Origin of the sequence: Glaciihabitans sp. dw_435 (assembly GCF_018449675.1) — a bacterium.
Lineage (GTDB): Bacteria > Actinomycetota > Actinomycetes > Actinomycetales > Microbacteriaceae > Glaciihabitans.
In genome coordinates this window covers 1-21,244 of record NZ_JAAVUZ010000021.1, presented here as the reverse complement: position 1 = coordinate 21,244, position 21,244 = coordinate 1, and the positions used below count along the sequence as shown (strand labels likewise).

General features: G+C 65.5%; 23 protein-coding genes and 2 tRNA genes. 10 read left to right on the top strand and 15 right to left on the bottom strand.

What is annotated here, in order from left to right; genetic code table 11:
- Positions 1-39 precede the first annotated feature (39 nt).
- On the top strand, positions 40-1,782 hold the full coding sequence (locus HB677_RS18910) for an ATP-binding protein (protein WP_213816847.1): 1,743 nt from the start codon (positions 40-42) through the stop codon (positions 1,780-1,782).
- Here HB677_RS18910 and HB677_RS16590 read toward each other — a convergent pair.
- Positions 1,745-2,254 carry a hypothetical protein gene (locus tag HB677_RS16590; RefSeq protein ID WP_213816846.1) on the bottom strand — a complete coding sequence of 170 codons (510 nt, stop codon included), beginning with the start codon at positions 2,252-2,254 and terminating at the stop codon, positions 1,745-1,747. The genes HB677_RS18910 and HB677_RS16590 overlap by 38 nt on opposite strands.
- A gap of 271 nt (positions 2,255-2,525) precedes the next feature.
- On the opposite strand from HB677_RS16590, the gene HB677_RS16585 reads away from it, so the two are divergent.
- A complete protein-coding gene (locus HB677_RS16585; protein ID WP_213816845.1) occupies positions 2,526-2,990 on the top strand; it encodes a nuclear transport factor 2 family protein in 465 nt (154 codons plus the stop codon).
- A gap of 132 nt (positions 2,991-3,122) precedes the next feature.
- Here HB677_RS16585 and HB677_RS16580 read toward each other — a convergent pair whose 3' ends face one another.
- The 7 genes from HB677_RS16580 to serS form a co-directional block, all read right to left on the bottom strand.
- Complete coding sequence (locus HB677_RS16580) at positions 3,123-3,947, bottom strand: hypothetical protein (protein ID WP_213816844.1); 825 nt, start codon at positions 3,945-3,947, stop codon at positions 3,123-3,125.
- Between the two features lie 11 nt (positions 3,948-3,958).
- Positions 3,959-4,468, bottom strand: coding sequence for an RNA polymerase sigma factor (locus tag HB677_RS16575; RefSeq protein ID WP_213816843.1), 510 nt, complete (start codon positions 4,466-4,468; stop codon positions 3,959-3,961).
- A gap of 259 nt (positions 4,469-4,727) precedes the next feature.
- A tRNA-Ser gene (locus HB677_RS16570) sits at positions 4,728-4,818 on the bottom strand.
- Between the two features lie 77 nt (positions 4,819-4,895).
- A complete protein-coding gene (locus HB677_RS16565) occupies positions 4,896-6,179 on the bottom strand; it encodes an LCP family protein (RefSeq protein WP_255546694.1) in 1,284 nt (427 codons plus the stop codon).
- A 27-nt stretch (positions 6,180-6,206) separates the two neighbouring features.
- Positions 6,207-6,291, bottom strand: a tRNA-Ser gene (locus HB677_RS16560).
- An 81-nt stretch (positions 6,292-6,372) separates the two neighbouring features.
- Positions 6,373-7,173 (bottom strand): HAD family hydrolase, encoded by an 801-nt coding sequence (locus HB677_RS16555; protein WP_213816841.1) that lies wholly within the window; start codon positions 7,171-7,173, stop codon positions 6,373-6,375.
- Entirely contained in the window at positions 7,170-8,435 is a 1,266-nt protein-coding gene (gene serS, locus HB677_RS16550) for a serine--tRNA ligase (protein WP_213816840.1), read from the bottom strand. Before serS ends, HB677_RS16555 begins: the two co-directional genes overlap by 4 nt.
- A 62-nt stretch (positions 8,436-8,497) precedes the next feature.
- On the opposite strand from serS, the gene HB677_RS16545 reads away from it, so the two are divergent.
- On the top strand, positions 8,498-9,499 hold the full coding sequence (locus tag HB677_RS16545) for a diacylglycerol kinase family protein (protein ID WP_213816839.1): 1,002 nt from the start codon (positions 8,498-8,500) through the stop codon (positions 9,497-9,499).
- 15 nt (positions 9,500-9,514) lie between these two features.
- Here the strand turns inward: HB677_RS16545 and HB677_RS16540 are convergent, their stop codons facing one another.
- Positions 9,515-10,369, bottom strand: a complete 855-nt coding sequence (locus HB677_RS16540) for a LysR substrate-binding domain-containing protein (RefSeq protein ID WP_213816838.1) — start codon at positions 10,367-10,369, stop codon at positions 9,515-9,517.
- A 157-nt stretch (positions 10,370-10,526) separates the two neighbouring features.
- Between HB677_RS16540 and HB677_RS16535 the strand changes: the two genes are divergently transcribed.
- Positions 10,527-11,810: an MFS transporter gene (locus HB677_RS16535; RefSeq protein ID WP_213816860.1), complete on the top strand. Its 1,284-nt coding sequence runs from the start codon at positions 10,527-10,529 to the stop codon at positions 11,808-11,810.
- A 2-nt stretch (positions 11,811-11,812) separates the two neighbouring features.
- Here HB677_RS16535 and HB677_RS16530 read toward each other — a convergent pair whose 3' ends face one another.
- Positions 11,813-13,387 carry a methyltransferase gene (locus HB677_RS16530; protein WP_307852631.1) on the bottom strand — a complete coding sequence of 525 codons (1,575 nt, stop codon included), beginning with the start codon at positions 13,385-13,387 and terminating at the stop codon, positions 11,813-11,815.
- A gap of 63 nt (positions 13,388-13,450) precedes the next feature.
- On the opposite strand from HB677_RS16530, the gene HB677_RS16525 reads away from it, so the two are divergent.
- From HB677_RS16525 to HB677_RS16515, 3 genes are read left to right on the top strand one after another with little or no spacing between them, the layout of a single operon-like run.
- Positions 13,451-13,696 (top strand): hypothetical protein, encoded by a 246-nt coding sequence (locus HB677_RS16525; protein ID WP_213816861.1) that lies wholly within the window; start codon positions 13,451-13,453, stop codon positions 13,694-13,696.
- The gene (locus HB677_RS16520; protein ID WP_213816836.1) at positions 13,693-14,670 is read left to right on the top strand and encodes an aldo/keto reductase; all 978 of its coding nucleotides are present in this window, start codon (positions 13,693-13,695) and stop codon (positions 14,668-14,670) included. Before HB677_RS16525 ends, HB677_RS16520 begins: the two co-directional genes overlap by 4 nt.
- Before the next feature lie 49 nt (positions 14,671-14,719).
- Positions 14,720-15,217, top strand: coding sequence for an FBP domain-containing protein (locus tag HB677_RS16515; protein ID WP_213816835.1), 498 nt, complete (start codon positions 14,720-14,722; stop codon positions 15,215-15,217).
- Positions 15,218-15,262: 45 nt separating this feature from the next.
- On the opposite strand, the gene HB677_RS16510 is transcribed toward HB677_RS16515, so the two are convergent.
- Positions 15,263-15,436, bottom strand: a complete 174-nt coding sequence (locus tag HB677_RS16510; protein ID WP_213816834.1) for a hypothetical protein — start codon at positions 15,434-15,436, stop codon at positions 15,263-15,265.
- A gap of 142 nt (positions 15,437-15,578) precedes the next feature.
- Here HB677_RS16510 and HB677_RS16505 point away from each other — a divergent pair, with 142 nt between their 5' ends.
- Positions 15,579-16,355 (top strand): VOC family protein, encoded by a 777-nt coding sequence (locus tag HB677_RS16505; RefSeq protein WP_213816833.1) that lies wholly within the window; start codon positions 15,579-15,581, stop codon positions 16,353-16,355.
- Here HB677_RS16505 and HB677_RS16500 read toward each other — a convergent pair.
- Positions 16,339-17,580 carry an MFS transporter gene (locus HB677_RS16500; RefSeq protein WP_213816832.1) on the bottom strand — a complete coding sequence of 414 codons (1,242 nt, stop codon included), beginning with the start codon at positions 17,578-17,580 and terminating at the stop codon, positions 16,339-16,341. The genes HB677_RS16505 and HB677_RS16500 overlap by 17 nt on opposite strands.
- Before the next feature lie 64 nt (positions 17,581-17,644).
- Between HB677_RS16500 and HB677_RS16495 the strand changes: the two genes are divergently transcribed.
- A complete protein-coding gene (locus tag HB677_RS16495; RefSeq protein ID WP_213816831.1) occupies positions 17,645-17,971 on the top strand; it encodes a helix-turn-helix transcriptional regulator in 327 nt (108 codons plus the stop codon).
- Between the two features lie 49 nt (positions 17,972-18,020).
- Here HB677_RS16495 and HB677_RS16490 read toward each other — a convergent pair whose 3' ends face one another.
- The gene (locus HB677_RS16490; protein ID WP_213816830.1) at positions 18,021-19,394 is read right to left on the bottom strand and encodes an MFS transporter; all 1,374 of its coding nucleotides are present in this window, start codon (positions 19,392-19,394) and stop codon (positions 18,021-18,023) included.
- On the bottom strand, positions 19,391-19,825 hold the full coding sequence (locus HB677_RS16485; RefSeq protein ID WP_213816829.1) for a MarR family winged helix-turn-helix transcriptional regulator: 435 nt from the start codon (positions 19,823-19,825) through the stop codon (positions 19,391-19,393). Before HB677_RS16485 ends, HB677_RS16490 begins: the two co-directional genes overlap by 4 nt.
- A 99-nt stretch (positions 19,826-19,924) precedes the next feature.
- On the opposite strand from HB677_RS16485, the gene HB677_RS16480 reads away from it, so the two are divergent.
- The gene (locus HB677_RS16480; protein WP_213816828.1) at positions 19,925-20,587 is read left to right on the top strand and encodes a TMEM175 family protein; all 663 of its coding nucleotides are present in this window, start codon (positions 19,925-19,927) and stop codon (positions 20,585-20,587) included.
- A 131-nt stretch (positions 20,588-20,718) separates the two neighbouring features.
- Here the strand turns inward: HB677_RS16480 and HB677_RS16475 are convergent, their stop codons facing one another.
- Positions 20,719-21,114 (bottom strand): DUF3054 domain-containing protein, encoded by a 396-nt coding sequence (locus tag HB677_RS16475; RefSeq protein ID WP_213816827.1) that lies wholly within the window; start codon positions 21,112-21,114, stop codon positions 20,719-20,721.
- Positions 21,115-21,244 lie beyond the last annotated feature (130 nt).

Below are 21,244 nucleotides of genomic sequence, written 5' to 3'. Positions count from 1 at the left end.
GCGTAGGCCCCAGTCCCCGGCCCGGCACTTGGAGCCATTGTGACCGCGCGGAATCCCTCCTCCTTCTTAGGCGATGCCCTGACCACGCTCAATGTGCGGCGCACACCCGCTGGTCGACGCGGAGTGATGTACCGCACGCAGGTGCCATTCGCGCTGCTGCTCAGCCTCACCCTGACCGCGGTCTTGCTTGCCGGAATCCCCTATGACGCCATCGACGACGTTGTATGGCCGTGGGCTGCCGTTGTTGCTATCGCGATCGCCGGGTTCCTCGTCCCCTGGGAGAACAACGCTGAAGTCACCGGGCTCATCATGTCCAGCTTCGATCTCGTCGCGATCGGATTTATCAGCGCCGCCCTGATGCCGGCATATCCGACCATCGACGTGCTCGTGCTCTTCCCCGTCGTCATCATGTCATTCGCTTTCGGCACCGCCGGCTTGATAGCAGCAATTCTCGGGACCGCGTTCGTTTCCGCGTTTCCCATCATTGACCGGGGCATCCCCCTTCACGACCCGACCGACTGGATCAGCACCCTCGTGGTCTTCATCATCGTCGCGGTCACCTCCGTCGTGGTTCACTACTTCTCCGTACTGCTGCAGCGCAGTCAGCGGCAGCTCCGGGAGGCAACACGCGTGAGCGACGAAGCAGCTCTCGAGTCAGAGAACCAGCGCGCTGTAATGAGCACGGTGCTTGACACCATGGACGTCGGCACGTCCTATGTGCGGGCCGACAACACGGTCGCCTTCACCAACAAGGCAGCGCGCACGATACTGGCCAAGTCGAACGTCGATGCCACCTCCAGAGCCGGCACCTCTGTGTACGAATCCGACCGCGTGACACCCATCCCGCCAGAAGAACAAATGATGGCTCAGGCGGCTCGGGGCGAGTACTTCGACTCGCGCCTGTATTGGATTGGGGATGGCCCTGAACAGCGGTCAATTCTCGTGACGGCACGCCCGGTCATCGGTCACGACGATCAGCACATCGGATCGGTCTTCGTCTCCAAAGACGTCACCGAACTCACCGATGCAATCCGGGCACGAGAGGACTTTCTCGCCGGCGTCTCCCACGAGTTGCGCACCCCGCTCACGTCCATCATCGGGTACCTCGAACTGATCGAAGATTCAATCGATGTCGCCGAAGTGGGTATCGAGCGCGAACTGGGGATCATCCAGCGAAATTCCAACCAGCTCCTCATGCGCATCGGTGACCTCCTTCACGTCACCGATGACGACATGAGCCTGCGCAAGCGGCCGGTCGAAATCACGAATGTCGTGCGCCAGGCCATCGACGCGATCCGCTTTCGTGCAGACAATAGCGGGCTGTCCATCACCACCGACTTCGATGGCCCCTTCGAGGCATCCGTCGACCATGGCCGTTTCACCCAGGTGCTCGACAACCTCCTCACCAATGCCGTGAAGTACACACCGCGGGGCGGCACGATTCACGTGACCGCAGCCATGCATTCCGCGACGATGACGATCACCGTGGAAGACACCGGAACCGGAATTCCCGCCGCGGACCTCAGGCACGTCTTCGAGCGTTTCTACCGCGCGGAATCAGTGCGTGGCAGCGCCATCGCCGGTGCGGGGCTTGGCCTTGCCATCGTGTCAATGATTGTCTCTGCCCACCACGGAACCGCGACCGTCGACAGCACGGTGGGCATTGGCACCCGGTCCACCATCACAATGCCGCGAGGGTTCGACGGCGAGGCAACGGCGGCCGACCTGGTGTCTACCGGGTCGGTCAGCGCATCACCTCGACGAGCAGAACCCACGCATTGACGGCCGCGACGGTAACTGCAGCAACGACGGCGAACGGCAACCAGTAAAGGCCGCCACCCACGCCGGCCAGGAGGCTGATGCCTCCCGCGATGAGGCATGCCACCAGCGCGGTCGCAAATGCCAGACGGCTAACGAATCCTGCGGGACGGTGCTTCGTGCGAATGACCACCATCACGAGGCGCACCGGAGCAATGACACAGAAGACCGCGCCGGTGAGGAGAACGACACTGAAGGCGACGTGCCCAAGATCGGGAGCCAGCCCGAAGGTGGCGATCCCCAGAACGCTCAACAGTGCGACGAGCGCTTCGATTGCTCGTCCCGTCAGGAAACTTCCTCCTTCCACCTTCTCGGCCTCGAGAATCTTGGGCAGGTTCACGCTGACGCCCACAAAAATCAGTCCGCTCAGCGCGGCGACGGCCCCGGCGACTCCGAGAAAGAATTCCGTCCAGGCCTCCACGTCGTACGCAGTCATCGATAGCCCACTTTCTTTTCACTCGTGCTGAGCCGACCCCTGGCCAGGCGTGACCTCGTGCTCATGCTCTGATTCTCGTTGCCGACAACGGCCCGGATGTACTCCCAACGAAGTAGGAGAACCGTCCGGCGGTGCGAAGACGGCGTGACCGTTGGCATTGATACCGGGAAAGCGAAATAGCTCGCGGGAATCTCACTGTGGATCGGAAACGCGTAGTAGACATGGGCAGGCGAAGGTGAAAGATCATCGAGGACCGACCAGGAAGCAGAACATGAGCATTCACACAGCCATCTCACCCGAAGAAGCTGCCGACCGCCTCGCGATTCGTGAACTGATCGACGCCTATGGCACATTCGCTGATCGTCGACTCCCGGAGCAGCAAGCCGACCTCTACATTCCCGCCGGGCGCACCCTCGTCTTCCAGGGCTCATCGAGCGTTCCGGACGCCGTCCTCACCACCCGCGACCAGCACATCGAAGGCTTCTCCACCCTGTCGCAGTACTCCGTCACCACCCATTTCAACGGTCAGTTCACAATCGAGCTTGACGGTGCCGACCAGGCCACAGGCAAAGGCAATTGCCTGGCCCACCATCTGCTCGAAACCGAGGACGGGCGCAGCCTCATCCTGATGTCGATCCGCTACGAGGACCGGTACGCCAAACGCAACGGCGAATGGCTTTTCGCCGAACGCCGTCTGCTCATCGACTGGACCGACACTCGTCCGTCACGGCCGTGAGACCTCGCCAGTAGAACGCGGTTCGCACGATGGCTCGTCACGCCGGCGCTTTGCCGCGCAGGCTCGGCAGCCGGTAAGGGTCTGGGTGGCGGCCGTCTCCATGGTCGAGACGGCCGCCACTGGGCTGTCGATCTAGTTCGGGTAGATGGAATCTGCCGCCACGGTGTGCGTTTGACCGTCTGTGGTGGAGATGGTGATGGTGCCCGAGGGGCCACCATGGGCGCTCGCATCAGGAGTTGGCCACCATGCTGTCCAACGACCGCCGTCAACCGTGGCATCGATGGGCGCCAGTCCGGACTCGTGGAAGGTCACGGCCTTCACGGCGCTGCCGGCGAAACCAACCGCGTACGTGAGACCGGCCGCGCCGTTGCCGTGACTGCCCGCGGAGTCGAGGAGAAGGCTGTCGTCAGCAACGGATCCTGACGACGGCGCCTGGTCCACAACTTCCCACGCCCCAGTGCCGTCGCCCCCGCTGAGGCAGTAGTACAGCAAACCGTTGCGCTGGTAGATCATTGACGCCACCGATCCACGCGCGTCGAGGTTGGAGATGGTGGATGCGCCGCCCGCTCCATTCGCGACGCCAAGGTTGGTTTCGCACCAGGATTGGGCTTTGTCGGCCAGCGGTGAGCCCGCGGCAAGCGATGCGGGTTTGCTCGTCCAGGACGCGAGCTGAATGGGAGTAAGCGGGCCGCTGGCAACAGAGGATGATGACGCCGGGTTGTTCGCCAGGTGAGGCACGACAATCACGGCGCCGAATGCGGCCGCACCGACGAGCATGGTGCCGATTCCGACGGACGCCCAGACGCGGCCGGAGCGTCGGCGTTGCGGCGTTACGCTCGTCGACGAACTCAGGATCTGATGGAGCAGGGCTTCCCGTCGCTCGGAGTCGTCGGCGGTGATGCTGGAGGCCGGTGCCGCGTCGAGGGTGCGGATGAGGTCGAAGGTTTTCTGAGTCATTGTTGGTCCGTTCAGCGTGTTACGGGAAAGAGAGTGGCAGTGGTGGGCGCTTCAAGAAGGTCCGCGAGGTGGCGCTTGGCGCGGGTAAGGCGCATGGCATATGCAGCGCGGGAGCATCCGATGACGGCTGCAGCTTCGGCTTGGGGGAGGTCTTCCCAGATTCCGAGGGCCAGAATTTCCTGATCCACTGCCGGGAGTGCTCGCCAGGCGGACTGCACATCGATGCGGTCATCCGCTGACCATTCGAGCGTCGTCTCGCCCTGCGTCCCGATCTTGACGGCCAGCGCATCCTGGCGGTGATCACCCCGGCTCGCATTGAGCATGAGGTGTCGCGCTGTTCGAAAGAGCCAGGGGCGCACCTCATGGGGCAGCTCGGCTCGGCGTCGCCACGCCGCGAGGAAGGTTTCGGCGACGATGTCGTCCACAGCGTCGGGGTGGGCCCGCCTGCGCACAAAGCGCAAGAGATCGTCATACTGCTGGCGGTACAGACCGGTGAAGGCATGCTCGGATCGGATAGCCATGGTTCCCCTTTCGTGGGATTCATGAGTACATGTCCGGCATTGAGTAGTTTGCAACGGAGTTATTCAAGGATCATCCGACCGAACGAGTGCCGCGTCGGCCGGAAGACGTAATTTCGCTTCGCGATACGAGCATTCACGAGAGCTAAAGACGAGTCCTGGGATACACCCACTCGTCCGGGCCAACTGAACGGCCAAGAGAATGCGTCGTGAAAGCGAAATAGCCCCAGAATCACGCGGATTCTGGGGCTATTTCGAAGTGCGGAGCCGGTGGGATTTGAACCCACGGAGGAGTATAAACCCCTCTCCACCTTAGCAGGGTGGTGCACTAGGCCGAACTATGCGACAGCTCCATTGTGCTCGACAGCAATCATATCCATAGGTTGGCCAGTGTCCGAATCCACTCGGACACCGGATGACCCAACCGACGTTAGTTGTTCGCCTTCGAGCAGGTGTAGTCCGCCGCCGACTGGCCGATGACACCGTCGAGAACCGGCACCTTTGTGGTGGTCGGCGTCGGGGTAGCGGTCGGAACCGACGTGGCGGTGGGGGTGTTCGTCGGCGTCGGGGTGGACGTCGGTGTCGCCGGTGCCGTGGGGGTGGCAGACGCGGTGGCGTTCGGGTCAGGCACGGATCCGCGGTTACCGGTAACGACTCCAAGGTCGAATGCCTTGTCTGCCTTGATCAGCTTGAAGAGCGAGTCGGCCTGTGCCTGCAGCGGGGCGACCTTGCCGGTGTAGATACCGCCAACACCGGTGGTGCTGGGATACTGCACGAACACGACGCGCTCCAGCGGAATGGTGCGCAGCGACTGTGCGATCGAGACAAGGGTGTCGACGCTCTTCATGTTCGACGACAGGGTCATGTTGCTCGTCGCCGCGGTCGCGATCGAGTAGAGCTTCGTCGGGTTGCTGAGGGTGTCACTGCTCTTCAGCGTGCGCACCAGCGACGACAGGTATACCTGCTGCGAGCTGATGCGGCCGAGGTCGCTGCCGTCACCGACGCCGTGGCGCGTGCGGAGGAACGCCAGAGCCCTGGCGCCCTTGAGCTTGGTGGTTCCGGCCTTCAGGTGGAGTCCGGTGTCACTGTCGTTGACGGGACCGGTGACGCAGACGTTGACGCCACCGACGGCATTGGACATCTCGATGACACCCTTGAAGGTGATGAGGCCGGCAAACTGGATCTTCAGTCCGGTGAGCTCTTCAACGGTCTTCACCGTGCACTGCAGGCCACCGTAGTAGAGGGTCACGTTGATGGGCTGCCCGGCCATGGCCGAGTTGTTGCCGCAGTCAGGGATCGGCACGACCATGTCGCGCGGGATGCTGACGGCGGTGGCACTGGTGTGATCCGCCGAGACGTGCAGGAGCATGGTGACGTCGTTGAGGTTGGAGCCTCCGTCGTCGCCACCGATTCCGCCCTGGCCATCGCGGGTGTCGCTTCCAACGATCAGCAGGTTGTATCCACCGGGGTAGGCACCGATGGTGGGGGGCGGAGCCTCGGCCTCACCTGTGTGGATGTCGGTCGTGGTGATGCCGCTCTCGATGTTGTAGAACGCGACGCCGGCAATGGCGGCGCCACTGACCAGCACAACTGCGAGGGCGGATGCCACGATCTTGAGTACGAACAGCCAGGGGCTCGGTTTCGGCAGCCGGCCGTGCCGGGCAATACCCGGAATCCGTGACTGTCCCCGATCGCGGGGTCGCAGTTCAGTCATCGGATCCCTTTCTTTCATGCAGTTATGCGGAGGGCGTGGGATTCGAACCCACGAGACATTTCTGCCCACCAGTTTTCAAGACTGGCTCCATCGGCCACTCGGACAGCCCTCCCGGTACCAACGCCCGATTGTAACGGATTCCCGGCAGGCAAAGCTGCATGCGCCGGATGCCACGGGCGGCATGAACCCCGTTCTAGAAGCTTTCGAGCACCCGCGCGACACCGTCGTTGAGGTCCGTCGCCGTCGTCTCGTTGGCGGCCGCCTTCACTTCCTCCGGGGCCTGATCCATGGCGACGCCACGTCCGGACGCAGATGCCCACTCGAGCATGTCGATGTCGTTGCGGCCGTCGCCGACGGCCATGACGCGCGACCGCGGAATGTCGAGAAGGCCGCGCACACGCTCCAGCGCCGTCGACTTGTTCACGCCGTCGGGAGCGATGTCGAGCCACGCGGTCCAGCCGACGTTGTAGCTGACCTTGTGCAGGCCCATCTTGCTGACGATGGAGAGGAACTCCTCCAGCTCGTGCTCCGGCGAGATCACCACGACGCGGGTGGCGGGCATTCCGAGCAGGTCGTCGAACTCCACCTTCTCGGACGCGGCACCGAGGGCGCCGTCCGGGAAGGATCCGGTGAAGCGGTACAGCCCGTCCTGGTCCTCCACGGCATAGTTCGCCGTCGAGAGGTTGGCGCGGATCGTGGTGATTACCTCGGTGGGGTCAAAACTCACCACATGTTCGCGTGAGTAGCCGAGCGGGGCATCCGTATCCCTCTTCAGGGTGATGGCGCCGTTCGAGCAGACGATGTACGTCGGGGTGATGCCCAGGCGATCGAGCACCGGAAGGGTCAGCGACACCGAGCGACCGGTGGCGAGCATGACCTCGTGCCCGAGCGCGGAAACACGGGCGATCTCGTCGAGCACGTCCTGCCCGATGATGCCGTCCTCGCGCATCGTCGTGCCATCGATGTCGAGGGCGATCAGCCAGCGATCGGTCACTTCTTGGGCTCGAAGACCTCGAGGCCACCGAGGTAGGGGCGCAGGGCCTCCGGAACGGTGACCGAGCCGTCCTCGCGCTGGTGAGTCTCGAGGATCGCGACGATCCAGCGGGTCGTGGCCAGCGTGCCGTTCAGCGTCGCGACGGGCGTGGTCTTGCCCGACTCGGTGCGGTAGCGGGTGTCGAGACGGCGCGCCTGGTAGGTCGTGCAGTTCGAGGTGCTGGTGAGCTCGCGGTAGGTGCCCTGGGTGGGAACCCACGCCTCGATGTCGTATTTGCGCGCGGCGCTGGAGCCGAGGTCACCGGCGGCGACGTCGATGACGCGGTAGCTGAGCCCGCAGGCCTGCAGCATCGACTCCTGGAACGACAGCAGGCGAAGGTGCTCGGCCTCGGCGTCCTCGGGCAGCACGTAGCTGAACATCTCGAGCTTGTTGAACTGGTGCACGCGCAGGATTCCGCGGTTGTCCTTGCCGCCCGATCCTGCTTCGCGGCGGTAGCAGGTCGACCAGCCGGCGTAGCGGATGGGGCCCTCGGTCACATCGATGATCTCGTCGCTGTGGAACCCGGCGAGCGCGACCTCGCTCGTGCCGGTCAGGTACAGGTCGTCGGCGGGCAGGTAGTAGATCTCGTCCGCGTGCTCACCGAGGAATCCGGTGCCGTTCATGATCTCGGGGCGCACGAGGGTCGGCGTGATGAGCGGCTCGAAGCCCTCGGCGAGCGCCTTGTCGAGCGCCATGTTCATGAGCGCGATCTCGAGTCGTGCGCCGATTCCGCGCAGGAAGTAGAAGCGGGCGCCGCTGACCTTTGTGCCACGGGTCATGTCGAGCGCACCGAGGATCTCGCCGATGTCGACGTGGTCGCGCGGCTCAAAGTCGAACGTCGGCTTCTCGCCGACCTCGCGAATGGTGACGAAGTTCTCCTCGCCGCCGGCGGGCACACCCTCGATGATGGGGTTCGCAATCATGCGGGCAACGCGGTTGAACTCCGCCTCGGCGTCGGTCGCCACCTGCTGCGCGTCCTTGACGCGGCCGGCGAACTTCTGCGCCTGCTGCACGAGCGCTTTCTTCTCGTCCTTGGGCGCCATGGCCACGTGGCGGCCGAACGCGTTCTGCTCGGCACGCAGCTTTTCGTAGTCGCCGATGGTGGTGCGGCGCAGCACGTCGGCAGCGACTGCCTCGTCCACCACGGTCACGGAGTCGCCGCGGGCTTCCTGCGAACGGCGGAGCAGGTCAGGGTTGTCACGAAGAAGTTGTGGGTCAATCACCGCGCCAGTCTACTTTGGAGTACAGCCCGCGTCCCTTCCCTCCTAACCGGTAGCGTTAGCCCATGCCTGTTGCCGAGTCCATAGCGACCCAAACGGCTGCGATCGTCTACAACCCGATCAAGGTCGATATCGCGAAACTGCGGGCGGCCGTCGAGTCCGCCGAGCAGTCTGCCGGGTGGGGTCCCAGCCTCTTTTTTGAGACGTCGGTGGATGACCCGGGCGGCGGCCAGACCGTTCTCGCTCTGGCACAGGGAGCCGACGTCGTCATGGCAGCGGGAGGCGATGGCACGATCAGGGCCGTCGCGGAGGCGCTGCGCGGCAGCACAGTTCCCATCGGACTGCTCCCCTCCGGCACCGGGAATCTTCTCGCCCGCAACCTGAGCCTCACGCTCGACAACCTTGCCTCGTCGGTCACCACCGCCTTCACCGGCCAGGACCGCAAGATCGACCTCGGCATCGTCGAGGCGCGGCGCGAAGACGGCTCCCGCGACAAACACGTGTTTCTTGTCATGGCCGGCGTCGGTCTCGACGCGGACATGCTCGCCCACACCAACCCCAAGCTCAAGGCCCGCGTCGGCTGGCTCGCGTACGTCGACGCGATTGCCCGCTCCCTCAAGGGAAGCGCGAAGCTCCGCATCCGCTACCAGCTCGATGGCGCCCTGGTGAAGACACTCAGCGCCCACACCCTGCTGATCGGCAACTGCGGTTCGCTGCCCGCCAACATCCTGCTGCTGCCCGACGCAATCATCGACGACGGCATCTTCGACATCGTTGCCCTGCGACCCGAGGGCTTCATCGGTTGGGCGCAGATCTGGGTGAAGATCGTGTGGGAAAACGGCGTGCTGCGCCGCAGCCAGGTCGGCCGCAAGCTCATGAGCCTCAGCCGCGAGGTGCGCACACTGCGCTATATGAAGGGCAAGGAACTGGTGCTGCGACTCGAGCAGCCCCAGGAGTTCGAGCTCGATGGCGACCCCTTCGGCAAGGCCGTCGCGCTCAAGGCCACCGTCGACCACCTCGCGCTGACGGTGCGGATCCCCCAGGACTCCAAGCTCCACCGCCGCTGACCCGCGGCAGCACCACTACTGCCGCACGAGCGCCCGGTCCATGATCGCGGCGATGAGCGCCTCGGTGGGTTCCTTCGGCGCGGTGGGGTTTGACAGCAGGGTGAAGTCCACGTCGCCGAGCGCAGGCAGTTCGAACCGGTTGGTCACCTTCACGAGGTCCTCCGGAATCAACGTGTGCGGGAACACCGCGACCCCCAGCCCCGCGCGCACCGCGGCAAGCAGCCCGCTCACCTCCCGGGTGTTGCAGGTGATCCGCCAGGTGCGGCCCGCCGACTCCAGCGCGTCGATCGCGATCTGCCGGCTGACGCTCGGCGCCTGGTAGGCGATCAGCGGCACGGGCGACCCCGGCTCGATGAGTGTCTTCTCGTGACCGACCCACACCATGTTGTCCCGGCGCACGCGGATGCCCTCGGTCTCCCGCCCCGCCGTCGACTTGATGAAGATGAGATCGAGCTGTCCGGCCTTCAGCCTGCGGTATAGGGGCCCGCTCTGGTTCACGGTCAGTTCGAGGTTGATCTGGGGATACAGCTGCCGGAAGTGCCGCAGGATTCTCGGCAGTTGCGTGATCGCCAAGTCATCCGCTGTCCCGAAGCGCAGGCGTCCCTTCATGGCCGACCCGCTGAAATAGGTGGATGCCGCGGAGTGCGCGGCCAGGATGGTGCGGGCAAACCCCGCCATCGCATCGCCGTTGTCGGTCAGGTGCACCTCGCGGGTGTCGCGGGAGACCAGCAGGCGCCCGGACGCCACCTCGAGTTTGCGCACGTGCTGACTGACCGTCGGCTGGCTCAGCCCGAGCTGCACGCCCGCGCCGGTGAAACTGAGGGTCTCGGCGACCGCGAGAAACGTTCGGAGCAGGACAGGATCAAACACGGGTCATCCATTCGAAAACGTAATGGGAGATATACGTTCAATTTAGTCATGGAATAGGCGCAGAAGGCTAGCGTTGGGGGACGACTTTTCATACGAAACCAATTTCAGGACATCAGTGAGCGCCGCAGAATCACCCACGTTTCCCCCGACCGGACCAATGCCCATCGCGCAGGGACGCGCACCGTGGAGCGACACCCTCAGCTCGCTCCGGGTTCCGAACTTTCGGCTCTTCACCCTGTCCAACGTGGTCGCGATGGCGGGCACGTGGATGCAGCGCATCACCCAGGACTGGCTGGTGCTCGAGCTCACGGGCAGCGTCGCGGCCGTGGGCATCACGGTGGCCCTGCAGTTCACCCCGATGCTCGTCTTCGGGCTCTGGGGCGGGGTGATCGTCGACAGGTATTCGAAGCGGATGCTTCTGATGGTGACGCAGGGCGCAACCGGCCTGCTCAGCGCCGTCCTCGCCGTGCTGGCGCTGACCGGTGTCATCCAGGCCTGGCACGTCTTCCTCATCGCGTTCCTCGTGGGCATGGTCACCGTCGTGGACAACCCGACGCGGCAGGTATTCGTCAACGAGCTGGTGGGTCCCAAGCACCTGCGTAACGCGATCAGCGTGAACTCGTCGGTGTTCCAGCTCGGCGGGCTGATCGGCCCGGCCCTGGCGGGCGTGCTGCTCGTTGCGGTGGGTGCCGGCTGGGCGTTTGCGATCAACGCGGCCACGTGCGTGGTGACGGTCGTGACACTCTCGCGGTTGAAGACGTCCGCGCTGGTGCGCTCTGCCCCGACCCCGCGGGCGAAGGGGCAGCTGCGCGAGGGTCTCGTCTACGTGTTCCAGAAGCCCGCGATTCTCTGGACCATCGTGATGGTCTGCGTGCTGTCGACGTTCGCACTGACGATGCCGGTCATCCTCACGTCCTATGCCAACGACGTGTTCGACGTGGGCGCGGCCGGCTACGGCATCTTCAACACCCTCGTCGCCATCGGTGCGCTCAGCGGAGCCATCGCGTCGACCCGGCGCGCGTCGGTGCGTCTGCGCACGGTCATCGTCGCCGGGGGTGCGTGGGGCCTGTTGCAGCTGGCGGCCGCGATTATGCCCTCCGAGCTGACCTTCGGCATCCTGCTGATTTCGATCGGGGTCGCCGACCTGCTGTGCATCACCGCCGCGAACTCGCTCATCCAGATGTCGTCGAACATGGGCATCCGCGGACGCGTGATGTCGGTCTACGTGATCGTGCTCCTCGGCAGCCAGGCGGTCGGCGGTCCCATCATGGGCTGGCTCGTCGAGCACTACGGCCCGCATTTCGGGATGGCGGTGTCCGGCGTCATCCCGCTGCTTGCCGCAATCGCGATCGGCGTGCACCTTGCGCGGCGCGGACACCTGTCGCTGCGGGTGAGCCTGCGCCGAAGCAGCCCGTTCGTCGCGATTGTGGGCCGCGCCTGAGGTCAGACCGCCAGGAAGCCCGTCACCGTGAGCTCGCGGAGAGCGGGCAGCACCTCGTCGAGCACATCCGCCTCGTTCAGATCGAGCAGTTGCGCCAGCGCCGCACAGATCGCGGCGATGCTGAGTTCGCCGTCGCACGCACCGACCACCGCCGAGAGCACCGTTCCCATCGGGTACACGCGGGCAAAGGCTGCACCCTGGCGAAGGGTCATCGCGGCGGGATCCTCGTCACCGGGCCAGTAGTGACGCTCCTCCGTGACATCCGTCGCCACCGTCAGCATCGCGCGCGACAGGGCCTCGTCATCCAGCGCGTTCTGCCAGTCGTGGGCGGCGAGCGTCGCGGCAATGTGCTCGCCGAGTCCCGCTCCCACCGGCCCGCCGAGTCGCTCGAGGCGGCGCAGGGTCGGGGCCGTGCCCTGCGGCGAGCGCAGCGTGAGGTAGCCGAAGCCCACCCGGGTCACCCCGCGGTGGGCAAAGTCGTTGAGCCACGCATCGGAGAGCCGGTCGAAGTTCGGGCCCGGCAGCGTTCCGCCGTCGCGGATCCAGGTCTCGGCGTAGAGGGCGGCGTCCTGCACCTCGCGCTCGATGATCCACGCGTCGAGACCCGTCGGATCGAGCCATCCGCCCACCCGGTCGAAGGCGTCCTGCTCACTTCCATCGCTGGCCGCGCGGTACTCCCAGTTGCCGAGCAGCTGGGCGATGCCGCCGGGCACCAGGTGCTGGGCGACCCCGGCGATGACCTCGGCAACGAGGGCGTCTCCCACGCGGCCGCCATCGCGGTATTCGTACGACGGCACTCCGTCGGCGCGGGGCGTGATCACGAACGGCGGGTTCGAGACGATGTGGTCGAAGCGCTCCCCCGCCACCGGCTCGAACAGGCTGCCGAGACGGAACTCGATGTTCGCGATGCCGTTCAGCCGCGCGTTGAGTTCGGCGAGCACGAGTGCCGGCTGCGAGATGTCGGTGGCGACCACACGTCGCGCATGACGGGAGGCGTGCATCGCCTGGATGCCGCAGCCCGTGCCGAGGTCGAGCACCCTGTCGACGGGCGCGTGAATCATGATGCCGCTGAGGGTGAGGGATGCCCCGCCGACGCCGAGGACATGGGTTTCGGAGAGCGGGCGTCCGGTGGCGAGTTCGCCGAGGTCACTGGCGATCCACCAGTCGACGGTCTCACCCGCATCGGTGAAGCTATAGGGGCGCAGATCGAGCAGGGGCACAAGCACGTCGGGCGCCACCGATGTCCACACCCCGGGGGCGATCGCGTCGGCAACGGGATCTCCCGCACGCGCGATCAGACCGAGCGAGATGGCGCCGTCGATTCCGAGCTGCGGGAGCGCTGCGGTGAGGTCGGCCTCGGCCACGGGAAGGCCGAGCACCCACAGGGTGGCGAGCGTGCACGAGGCATCCACCCGTCCATCCCGGGCCCGCGCATCCAGGGCACGCCGCGCCGGAACCCGGTGCCCGCGGTGCAGCGCCGCATCCGCGTCGTCGCCCCACAGCTCGGTGAGGATGCGCACGGTGAAGCGGGCGGCGGACAGGTCGGCGCGGAGGAGGTCAACAAGCTCAGAAGTCACGCTGCCATTCAACCCCACCCCGGCACTCACCGGATTTCGGGCCGCCGCGTCTACGCTGAGTGGATGGGCCAGAACGACAACACAGACACCGGCGCTTCTTCCAACGACACCCCCGACCTGCGCGATGCGCTGCGGTCGATCGACGCCATCGGCGAGGATGCCACCGTGCGCCAGCCGCGGCATCGGGCGGATGACCCGGGCGACGCACACCCCGAGGGCGGCGACGCATCGGACGCGACGTCCGACGAGGACACCTCAGACCAGGACACCTCCGGCCAGGACACCTCCGATCAGGACACCGCGCTGTGAGGTACCAGCGCGTCGGCTCGAGCGGACTCAAGGTCTCTTCGATCGTGCTCGGCTGCATGACCTATGGCGATCCGGACCGCGGGGCACACCCGTGGAGCGTGGGACTGGACGAGAGCCGGCCATTCTTCCGCCAGGCCCTCGACCTCGGCGTCACCACCTTCGACACCGCCAACGTGTACTCGCTGGGGTCCAGTGAGGAAATCACGGGGCAGCTGCTCGGCGAGATGGCCCGCCGCGAGGACGTCGTCATCGCTACCAAGGTGCACGGCGTGATGCGTCCGGGACCGCACGGCAAGGGCCTGTCCCGCGCCGCGATCATGCACGAGGTCGACGCGAGCCTGAAGCGACTGAACACCGACTACATCGACCTCTACCAAATTCACCGGTTTGACCCGACCGTTCCGGTCGAGGAGACGATGGAGGCGCTGCACGACGTGGTGAAGGCGGGCAAGGCGCGCTACATCGGCGCCTCCTCGATGTACGCGTGGCAGTTCTCCAAGATGCAGTACGCGGCCGACGCGAACGGGTGGACCCGATTCGTTTCTATGCAGGACCAGTACAACCTGCTCAACCGGGAGGAGGAGCGCGAGATGCACCCGCTGTGCATCGACTCCGGCGTGGGAGTGCTGCCGTGGAGCCCCCTCGCGCGCGGGCGCCTCACCCGGGACTGGGACGAGTCCACCGAGCGAAGCGCCTCCGACGAGTTTGGTAAGACCCTGTACCGGCAGACCGTGGATGCCGCCCGCCTCGTCGTCGACGCCGTGGGCGACGTGGCGCGGGAGCGGGGTGTCTCTCGCGCGCAGGTGGCGCTGGCGTGGGTCATCCAGAGCAGTGCCGTGACCGCACCCATCGTGGGCGCGACCAAAACGCACCACCTGGTGGATGCCGTCGCGGCGCTCGACCTCGCACTGACCGCCGATGAGATCGGCCGGCTCGAGCGCCCCTACCTGCCGCACGCGGTTGAGGGCTTCTAGGCCCGTCGACTACCGTAGAAACGCCACTGTCGCACCCGAAAAGGAGAGCATGAAGCCGCTCACCCCCGACGAGATCCGCGCATCGATCGTCAACGCCGACCCCGACATCATCGAGCGCATGCCCCTGCCCGGGTTGCACGAAACCGTGTGGGATGCCCGCGAGTATCTCGGCTGGCGCGACCCACAGGCGCCGCAGCGGGGCTACATCGTGTACTGGCGCAACGATGTGCCGGTCGGAATGATCGTGCGGGCGGCGGAGAACCGGATGTCCCGCAGCATGTCTGCCATGTGCTCGCTGTGCCGCACGCAACAGCCCGCCAACCAGGTGAGCCTGTTCAGCGTGCCCAAGGCGGGAGAAGCCGGTCGCAACGGCAACACCGTGGGAACCTACATCTGCTCGGACCTGGCGTGCTCGACCATCATCCGCATTCTGCCGCCGCCGTCCGACATGCAGCCGAGCCCTGCCGATGTTGTCGCGTCCCGCGCCGCGGGTCTGCTGACCCGGCTGAACTCGTTCACCAACGAGGTCTTGAAGCCCGCGGCCTGAGCCGCGGTGCGCCGCGGGTGACGCGCGGCAGGTCAGGCGACCGGGTTACGCGTCGGTGCGCTTGAGGAAGTGGAACGGAATCGCGATCGAGATAACGATCGCGACGATGCCCGCGAAGAAGACGAGTGCCTTGAAATCCGGCACCTGGAAGGCGAACCCGAACAGCGCAATGCCGCCGACGAAGAGTACGAGGGCGATGGCGATGGCGAAGCCGTTCATGGGGTTCCTATCCGAAATCGTGGTGCGGTGCTGCGACGCTCTCTATTCTCCACCACGAATCAGGGCTTGACGACGCATCGTCAGGGGGAATCATGAAACTATCGCCCCACACAACGACGTGAACCCCGCGAAGGAGCCTCGCATGCCGAACCTCGATATCACCATCCCCGGAGCGCCCGTCTGGATGGAATTGGCCACCAGCGACGTCGACGCCTCGATCGCGTTCTACGAAGCACTGTTCGGGTGGACCCACACCGTGAGCGGGTCCGACGCGAATGCGTACGTCAATTTCTTCCTCAACAATCGCCACGTCGCCGGGCTCATGGCCAAGGACCCGAGCACCGGGATGCCGGACGCCTGGCTCACCTACCTGCTCACCGACGATGCCAACGACACCGCCCGCCGGGTCCCCGCGAGCGGTGGCCAGCTGTATTTCAACGACGAAGCCGGCGACAACGGAGTGATGGTCATCTCGTCCGATCCATCCGGCGCTCCCATCGCCGCCTGGCAGAAGGGCACCCATCGCGGGTTCGGTGTCGTCAACGAAGCCAACGCGCCCGTCTGGCACGAGTTGCATACCTCCGCGTACGCCGCCACCGTTCCCTTCTACCAGCACGTGTTCGACTGGACGCTCCAGGAGCTCAGCAACACCGACGAGTTCCGCATGGTGGTCTTCGCGCCGGCCGGCCAGGATCCCGTCGCGGGCATCTACGACAGCTCCACCGCGCACGATGACCTCGACGCCCAGGGCTCCCACTGGCTGAACTACATCGGCGTGGGCAATGCGGACGCCGCGGCGGAACGCATCACCGAGCTCGGCGGGCGCATGCTCGAGAGCGTGACCGATTCCGCGTACGGCCGCAATGCGCGGGCAGTGGATGTCACGGGCGCACCGTTCGCGATCAGCGAGGTGCGATGACCGCCGCCGTACCCGCATCCTCGCCCGCGGGCATCGGTTCGTGAGCTGCCTTCGCGTGCCGCGCGATGAGCAGATGACTGAATCCTCCGGCAATCAGCGCGAGCAGGATTACCCCCGCCGCCACCCAGGTGAGGTTGTGCGCTCCCACGGTTCCGATGGCGATGGACCCGAGCGGCCCGGACAGGGCGATACCCACGAAGGTCGCGGATGACTGCCAGGCGATGGCGCTCGGCATGATCTCGACGATGCGGTGCTGTGTCGCCAGCACGGCCGCCCACGCCGCCGCCGCCCAGATGGCGATGGTGATAATCGCGCCGACCAGAGTCGCTGCGGCAAATGGCATCACGATGAAGTCCACGATCAGCACGACCAGCGCGATGTCGAGCACGCGGCGGTTACCGAAACGGTCGGACAGGGTGCCCGCGACGAGGTTGCCGGCCGTGGCGAACACCCCGTAGACGAAGAGCAGGATGGCGAGAATCGTTCCGTTGCCGTCGGTGGCGCGATCCTGCACCGAGCCGAAGAAGGTGTAGCCGCTGTATTGGCCGGTGACCAGGAGCACAACGGTGATCAGGGTCACGCCGACACGTGCGTTGGCCAGGGGTGCGAATCGCTGGCGAGCGGTAAGAGGTGCCGGCAGTGGGATCCGGCGCAGCAGGGTGGATACGCCAACCACAACCACGGCGCCCAGGATCACCACGAACCACAGCGCCGAGTGCCACGTGCCGATCGCGCCGATCGCGGTACCAATCGGTGCGCCGAGAGCGGTCGCGGCAGTGAACCCGGACGACACCAGCGAGATCGCGCGCCCCTGTTTTCCGGGAGCCGCAATGGCGGCGGCAGATGCGGTTGCGGCCGGCACGAACGCGGCGGCACCGAGGGCGGCCAGCACCCGCGCGAATACCGCAACCTCGAACGAGGGGGCGAGCGCAAGAAGGATATTTCCCGCCGTCACCACTGCCAGCCCGAGAACCATCAGGGTGGTGCGCGATACCCGACCGGTGACCATGGCGATCAGCGGCGTGCTCACGGCGAAGACGAGGGCGTAGACGGTGATGAGCAGGCTCGCCGTGCTCTGGGTGACGCCGAGTGATTCGCCGATGCCGGGCAGCACACCCGCGATGACGAATCCACCGGTTCCCACCACGAACGTTCCGGAGGCGAGCAACAGCAGTCGGGCCCTCGTCTTGTCGGGCGCATCCGAGTACTGTTTGATATTGGTCATACCGTAGAGGATACGGATATAGTTCGAATTCTGTCAAACTATTGTGAGAAGGGACGTTTTGCGCATGTCTGAACTTCTGCCACAGCCATCCGCTGACGACATCCAACTTCTCGAAATACTCAAGGCCATTGGCGATCCGGTGCGCCTGCAAATCGTGGGCATTCTCAGTGACGGCAACTTTCACCCTTGCGGCAGCGACGACATCATGCTGGGTCTGCACAAGTCCACGATGTCTCACCACTACAAAGTGCTGCGCGAGGCGGGCGTCACGTCCACCCGCACCCACGGCCGCAACCGCGATGTCGTCCTGCGTCGGGCCGATCTTGACGAGCGATTCCCTGGCCTCCTCGACTCCCTCGTCGCCGGAATACCGGCGGGCGCGAGCGTCTAGTCGCGCCGCCCCACACCGCCCAGACCCGCACGATTCCGGGGATTCCCCCTTAGCCGGTTACGGGCTTCCGCAGCGAACGGTCGAAGACCGCGAGGAGCGCCGCGCCAGCGGTAGCGACCGCGATGACCCACCCGATGACGTGGATATTCGCATCCGTGGGTGACTGCCCGAAGACGATGCCGATCACGCTCGAGGACACGATCGCACCCAGGTAGATGGACGTGCGGGACAGCCCCGCGGCCACACCGATCTGATTACCGGGCGCCTGCCGGTACAGCGCCGCCTGGTTCGACACCGACGCGAGTCCCTGCGCGACGCCGAAGAGGCTTGCGATCGCCAGCAGCAGTCCGATGCTCGCGTTGGACGTGATCACGGCCAGAATCAATCCACCCGCCAGCGGGAAGAGTCCGGCCACGATGAGCGGCAGGCGCAGGGCGGTGGTGCGTGCGATCACGAAGGACGCGACCCCGGCGAGCAGTGCGGTGGGCAACTGCAACAGACCGGCGATCCCACTGCTGTACCCCGCGGCATCCTGCAGCCACTGGCTGAAGCCGTAGACCATCGAGTACGACGCCACATAGAGGAGGAACAACCGCAGGTACGTGCGGGTCAGGGGGCCGTTGCTCGCGAGCATGCGCAGGTCGAGGAAGGGTGTCGGGCGGCGCAGCGACCACCAGACGAGGGCTGCGGCAAGCACAATTCCCACGACCAGCAACCACCAGTAACCCGACCGCAGGTCGAGGAGGAACACCAGCAGCGCGGCGATCGTTCCCCCAAAGAGCACCAGGCCGACGGGGTCGATGGACGACCACGCCGATCCCTGCTTTGCTGGCGCGATTCGCGTCGAGTCCGACGGCAGCCACAGGATGCTCATGACGAGGGCGGCACCAGCCAGCGGAAGATTCACCAGGAAGATCGACTGCCACCCGAACAGCGCGATGAGGGCACCACCGAGTGGCGGACCCACCGCCGCGGTGGCAAGACCGGCGATCGAGAGAGCGGACAGCAGGGCGGGTGGCGTCGTCTGGCCGAGCCGCAGGGACTGGTCGCGGATGAGCGCCATGGCAGACGGATAGGCGGCGGATGTCCCGATGCCCAGCAGCACGCGAGCGATGAGCACCCCGGCGAACCCCGGGATCGCCATCGGAAGCACGGCGGCAACGAGAACGACGATCAGCCCGATGATGTAGATCTTCCTCGGACCAAATCGGTCGGCGAGCTTGCCCATGGTGGGCTGGGCGATCGCGCTCGCGAGGTACAGGGCTGCGACGAGCCAGATGACCACCGAGGAATCGACGTTGAGATCCCGGGCGATGGGCACCAGCGCCACCGAGATCATGGTCGTGTTGATCGGGTTCAGAACCGGTCCGATGAGAACGGGGATGACAAAGCGGGGACCATACCCCGAGACGCGCGCGCTCACGAGTCTTCCCGCGTGATGCGTTCGAGAAGCACCATGGCCTCAGCAACCGTCTCGCGCTCGGCGTCCGTCAGCTGCGTCTCCATGAGCGCCGCGAAGTCGGCATCCCGTCTCCGCGAGATGTCCTGCAGCGCCGCGACACCCTCCGGAGTCAGATCGAGCAACCCCCGTCGTCCGTCGGCGGTGTCCGGGGACTTACTCACGAGACCCGCCGCCAGCAGGTCGGCGACGATCACGCCCATCGACTGGGGGCGAATCAGCTCCCACCGCGCCAGGTCCGCGATCGCCATCGGCCCCTTGCGACTGAGCTGGCTCAGCGCCGCCTCCTGCCCGCGCGGGATGCCCTCGATACTCGATCGGCTGCGGATGGACCTCCGCAATCGGTCGATATTCAGACGGAACAGTTGCGCGGTAAGAAGCGGATCGGTAGACACATAGACAGTTTACCTTCCCAGTTTGACTGTCGACTGTGAAAGTGGATGCCCCGGGCCGCCGGCGCTCTGCGCCCCACCGAGACCGACTAGCGTGAACACATGGCTACCGAACGCGGACTCGACCGGGTCGTCTTCTTCACCGATGCCGTGGTCGCCATCGCGATCACCCTGCTCGTGCTCCCCCTCGTGGACCTCGTTCCGAAATTCTCCACCGAAGACGGGGCGAACTTCTCCCGCTTCGTGAAGGACAACCGGGATCAACTTCTCGGCTTCGGCCTGAGCTTCGTGGTCATCGCGTCCCTCTGGCGCACCCACCACGCGGTCTTCCAGCACGTCCGCGCCTACACACAGGGAATCCTGCGGCTCACACTGCTCTGGGCATTCACGATCGTGTTGCTCCCGCTGCCCACGGCGCTCATCTCCGAGCTGCCGACGGAGCCCCTGTCCATCGCCGCCTATGTCGGCACCATGACCCTGAGCAGCCTGGTGCTCACCACCATCACGATCACCATCTATCGCAACCCGAAACTCAGCCCGGTCGACTACCCCATGCAGTACTCGGGCGCGGCCGTCAACGTCGTCACGACCGTGCTGTTCGCCACCGCGCTCATCGTCGCGGTGTTCGTGCCGCACGTAAACCTCTGGGCGATGCTGCTCCTGCTGCTCATCCAGCCCGTGACGTCACTGGTCACGCAGCTCCACGCGCGCCGGCAGCCTGCGGGCTCCATCGCGCCGGCCCAGCACCCCGCCGACACACCGTAACGGCAACCGGCGCTCCCTGACGGCCACCGGCACTCACCGACGGCAACCGGCGCACCGTAACCGCCCCGGCACTCCGTAACGGCTACCGCTGGTCCGTAATAGCCGCCGCCACTCCGCAGCGGCAACCACCACTACGCCGAGGCGCCCGCTCCTGACCGGCGACGTGCCATAACCGCGGACACACCCCGCCACCCCAGCAGGAAGATCGCCAGCACCACCGCCGTCACGATCGCAAAGCTCAGCTGCACGCCCTGGCCGGACACCGCGCGCAGCACGAGGCCCACCACTACCGTCGACAGCCAGATCCCCACACCGGTCCACACCACCCGCCGCGGACTCGTCCACGCGCGCATCATCAGCCAGCCCACCAGCAACCCGGCGAGAAACGGCCACGCCGTATTCAGTGTGCCGACTATCGAGAATCCTTCGGAGTGGCTGCTGCGGCCGATGAGTACGAACGCCATCACAAAAACGACGTCAAGAACAATGGACAGGACACGGGATGACCCGGGCGTAGCGCTACTCATCCCTCGAGCCTAACCGCGCCCTCCTTAACGAACGAAGGCCGCCCGAAGGCGGCCTCGTCACACGATCACACCACAGTCCGACCACTATGTAGTCGCATAACTATGAAACGAGTGGTGTGGTGTGTGGTGA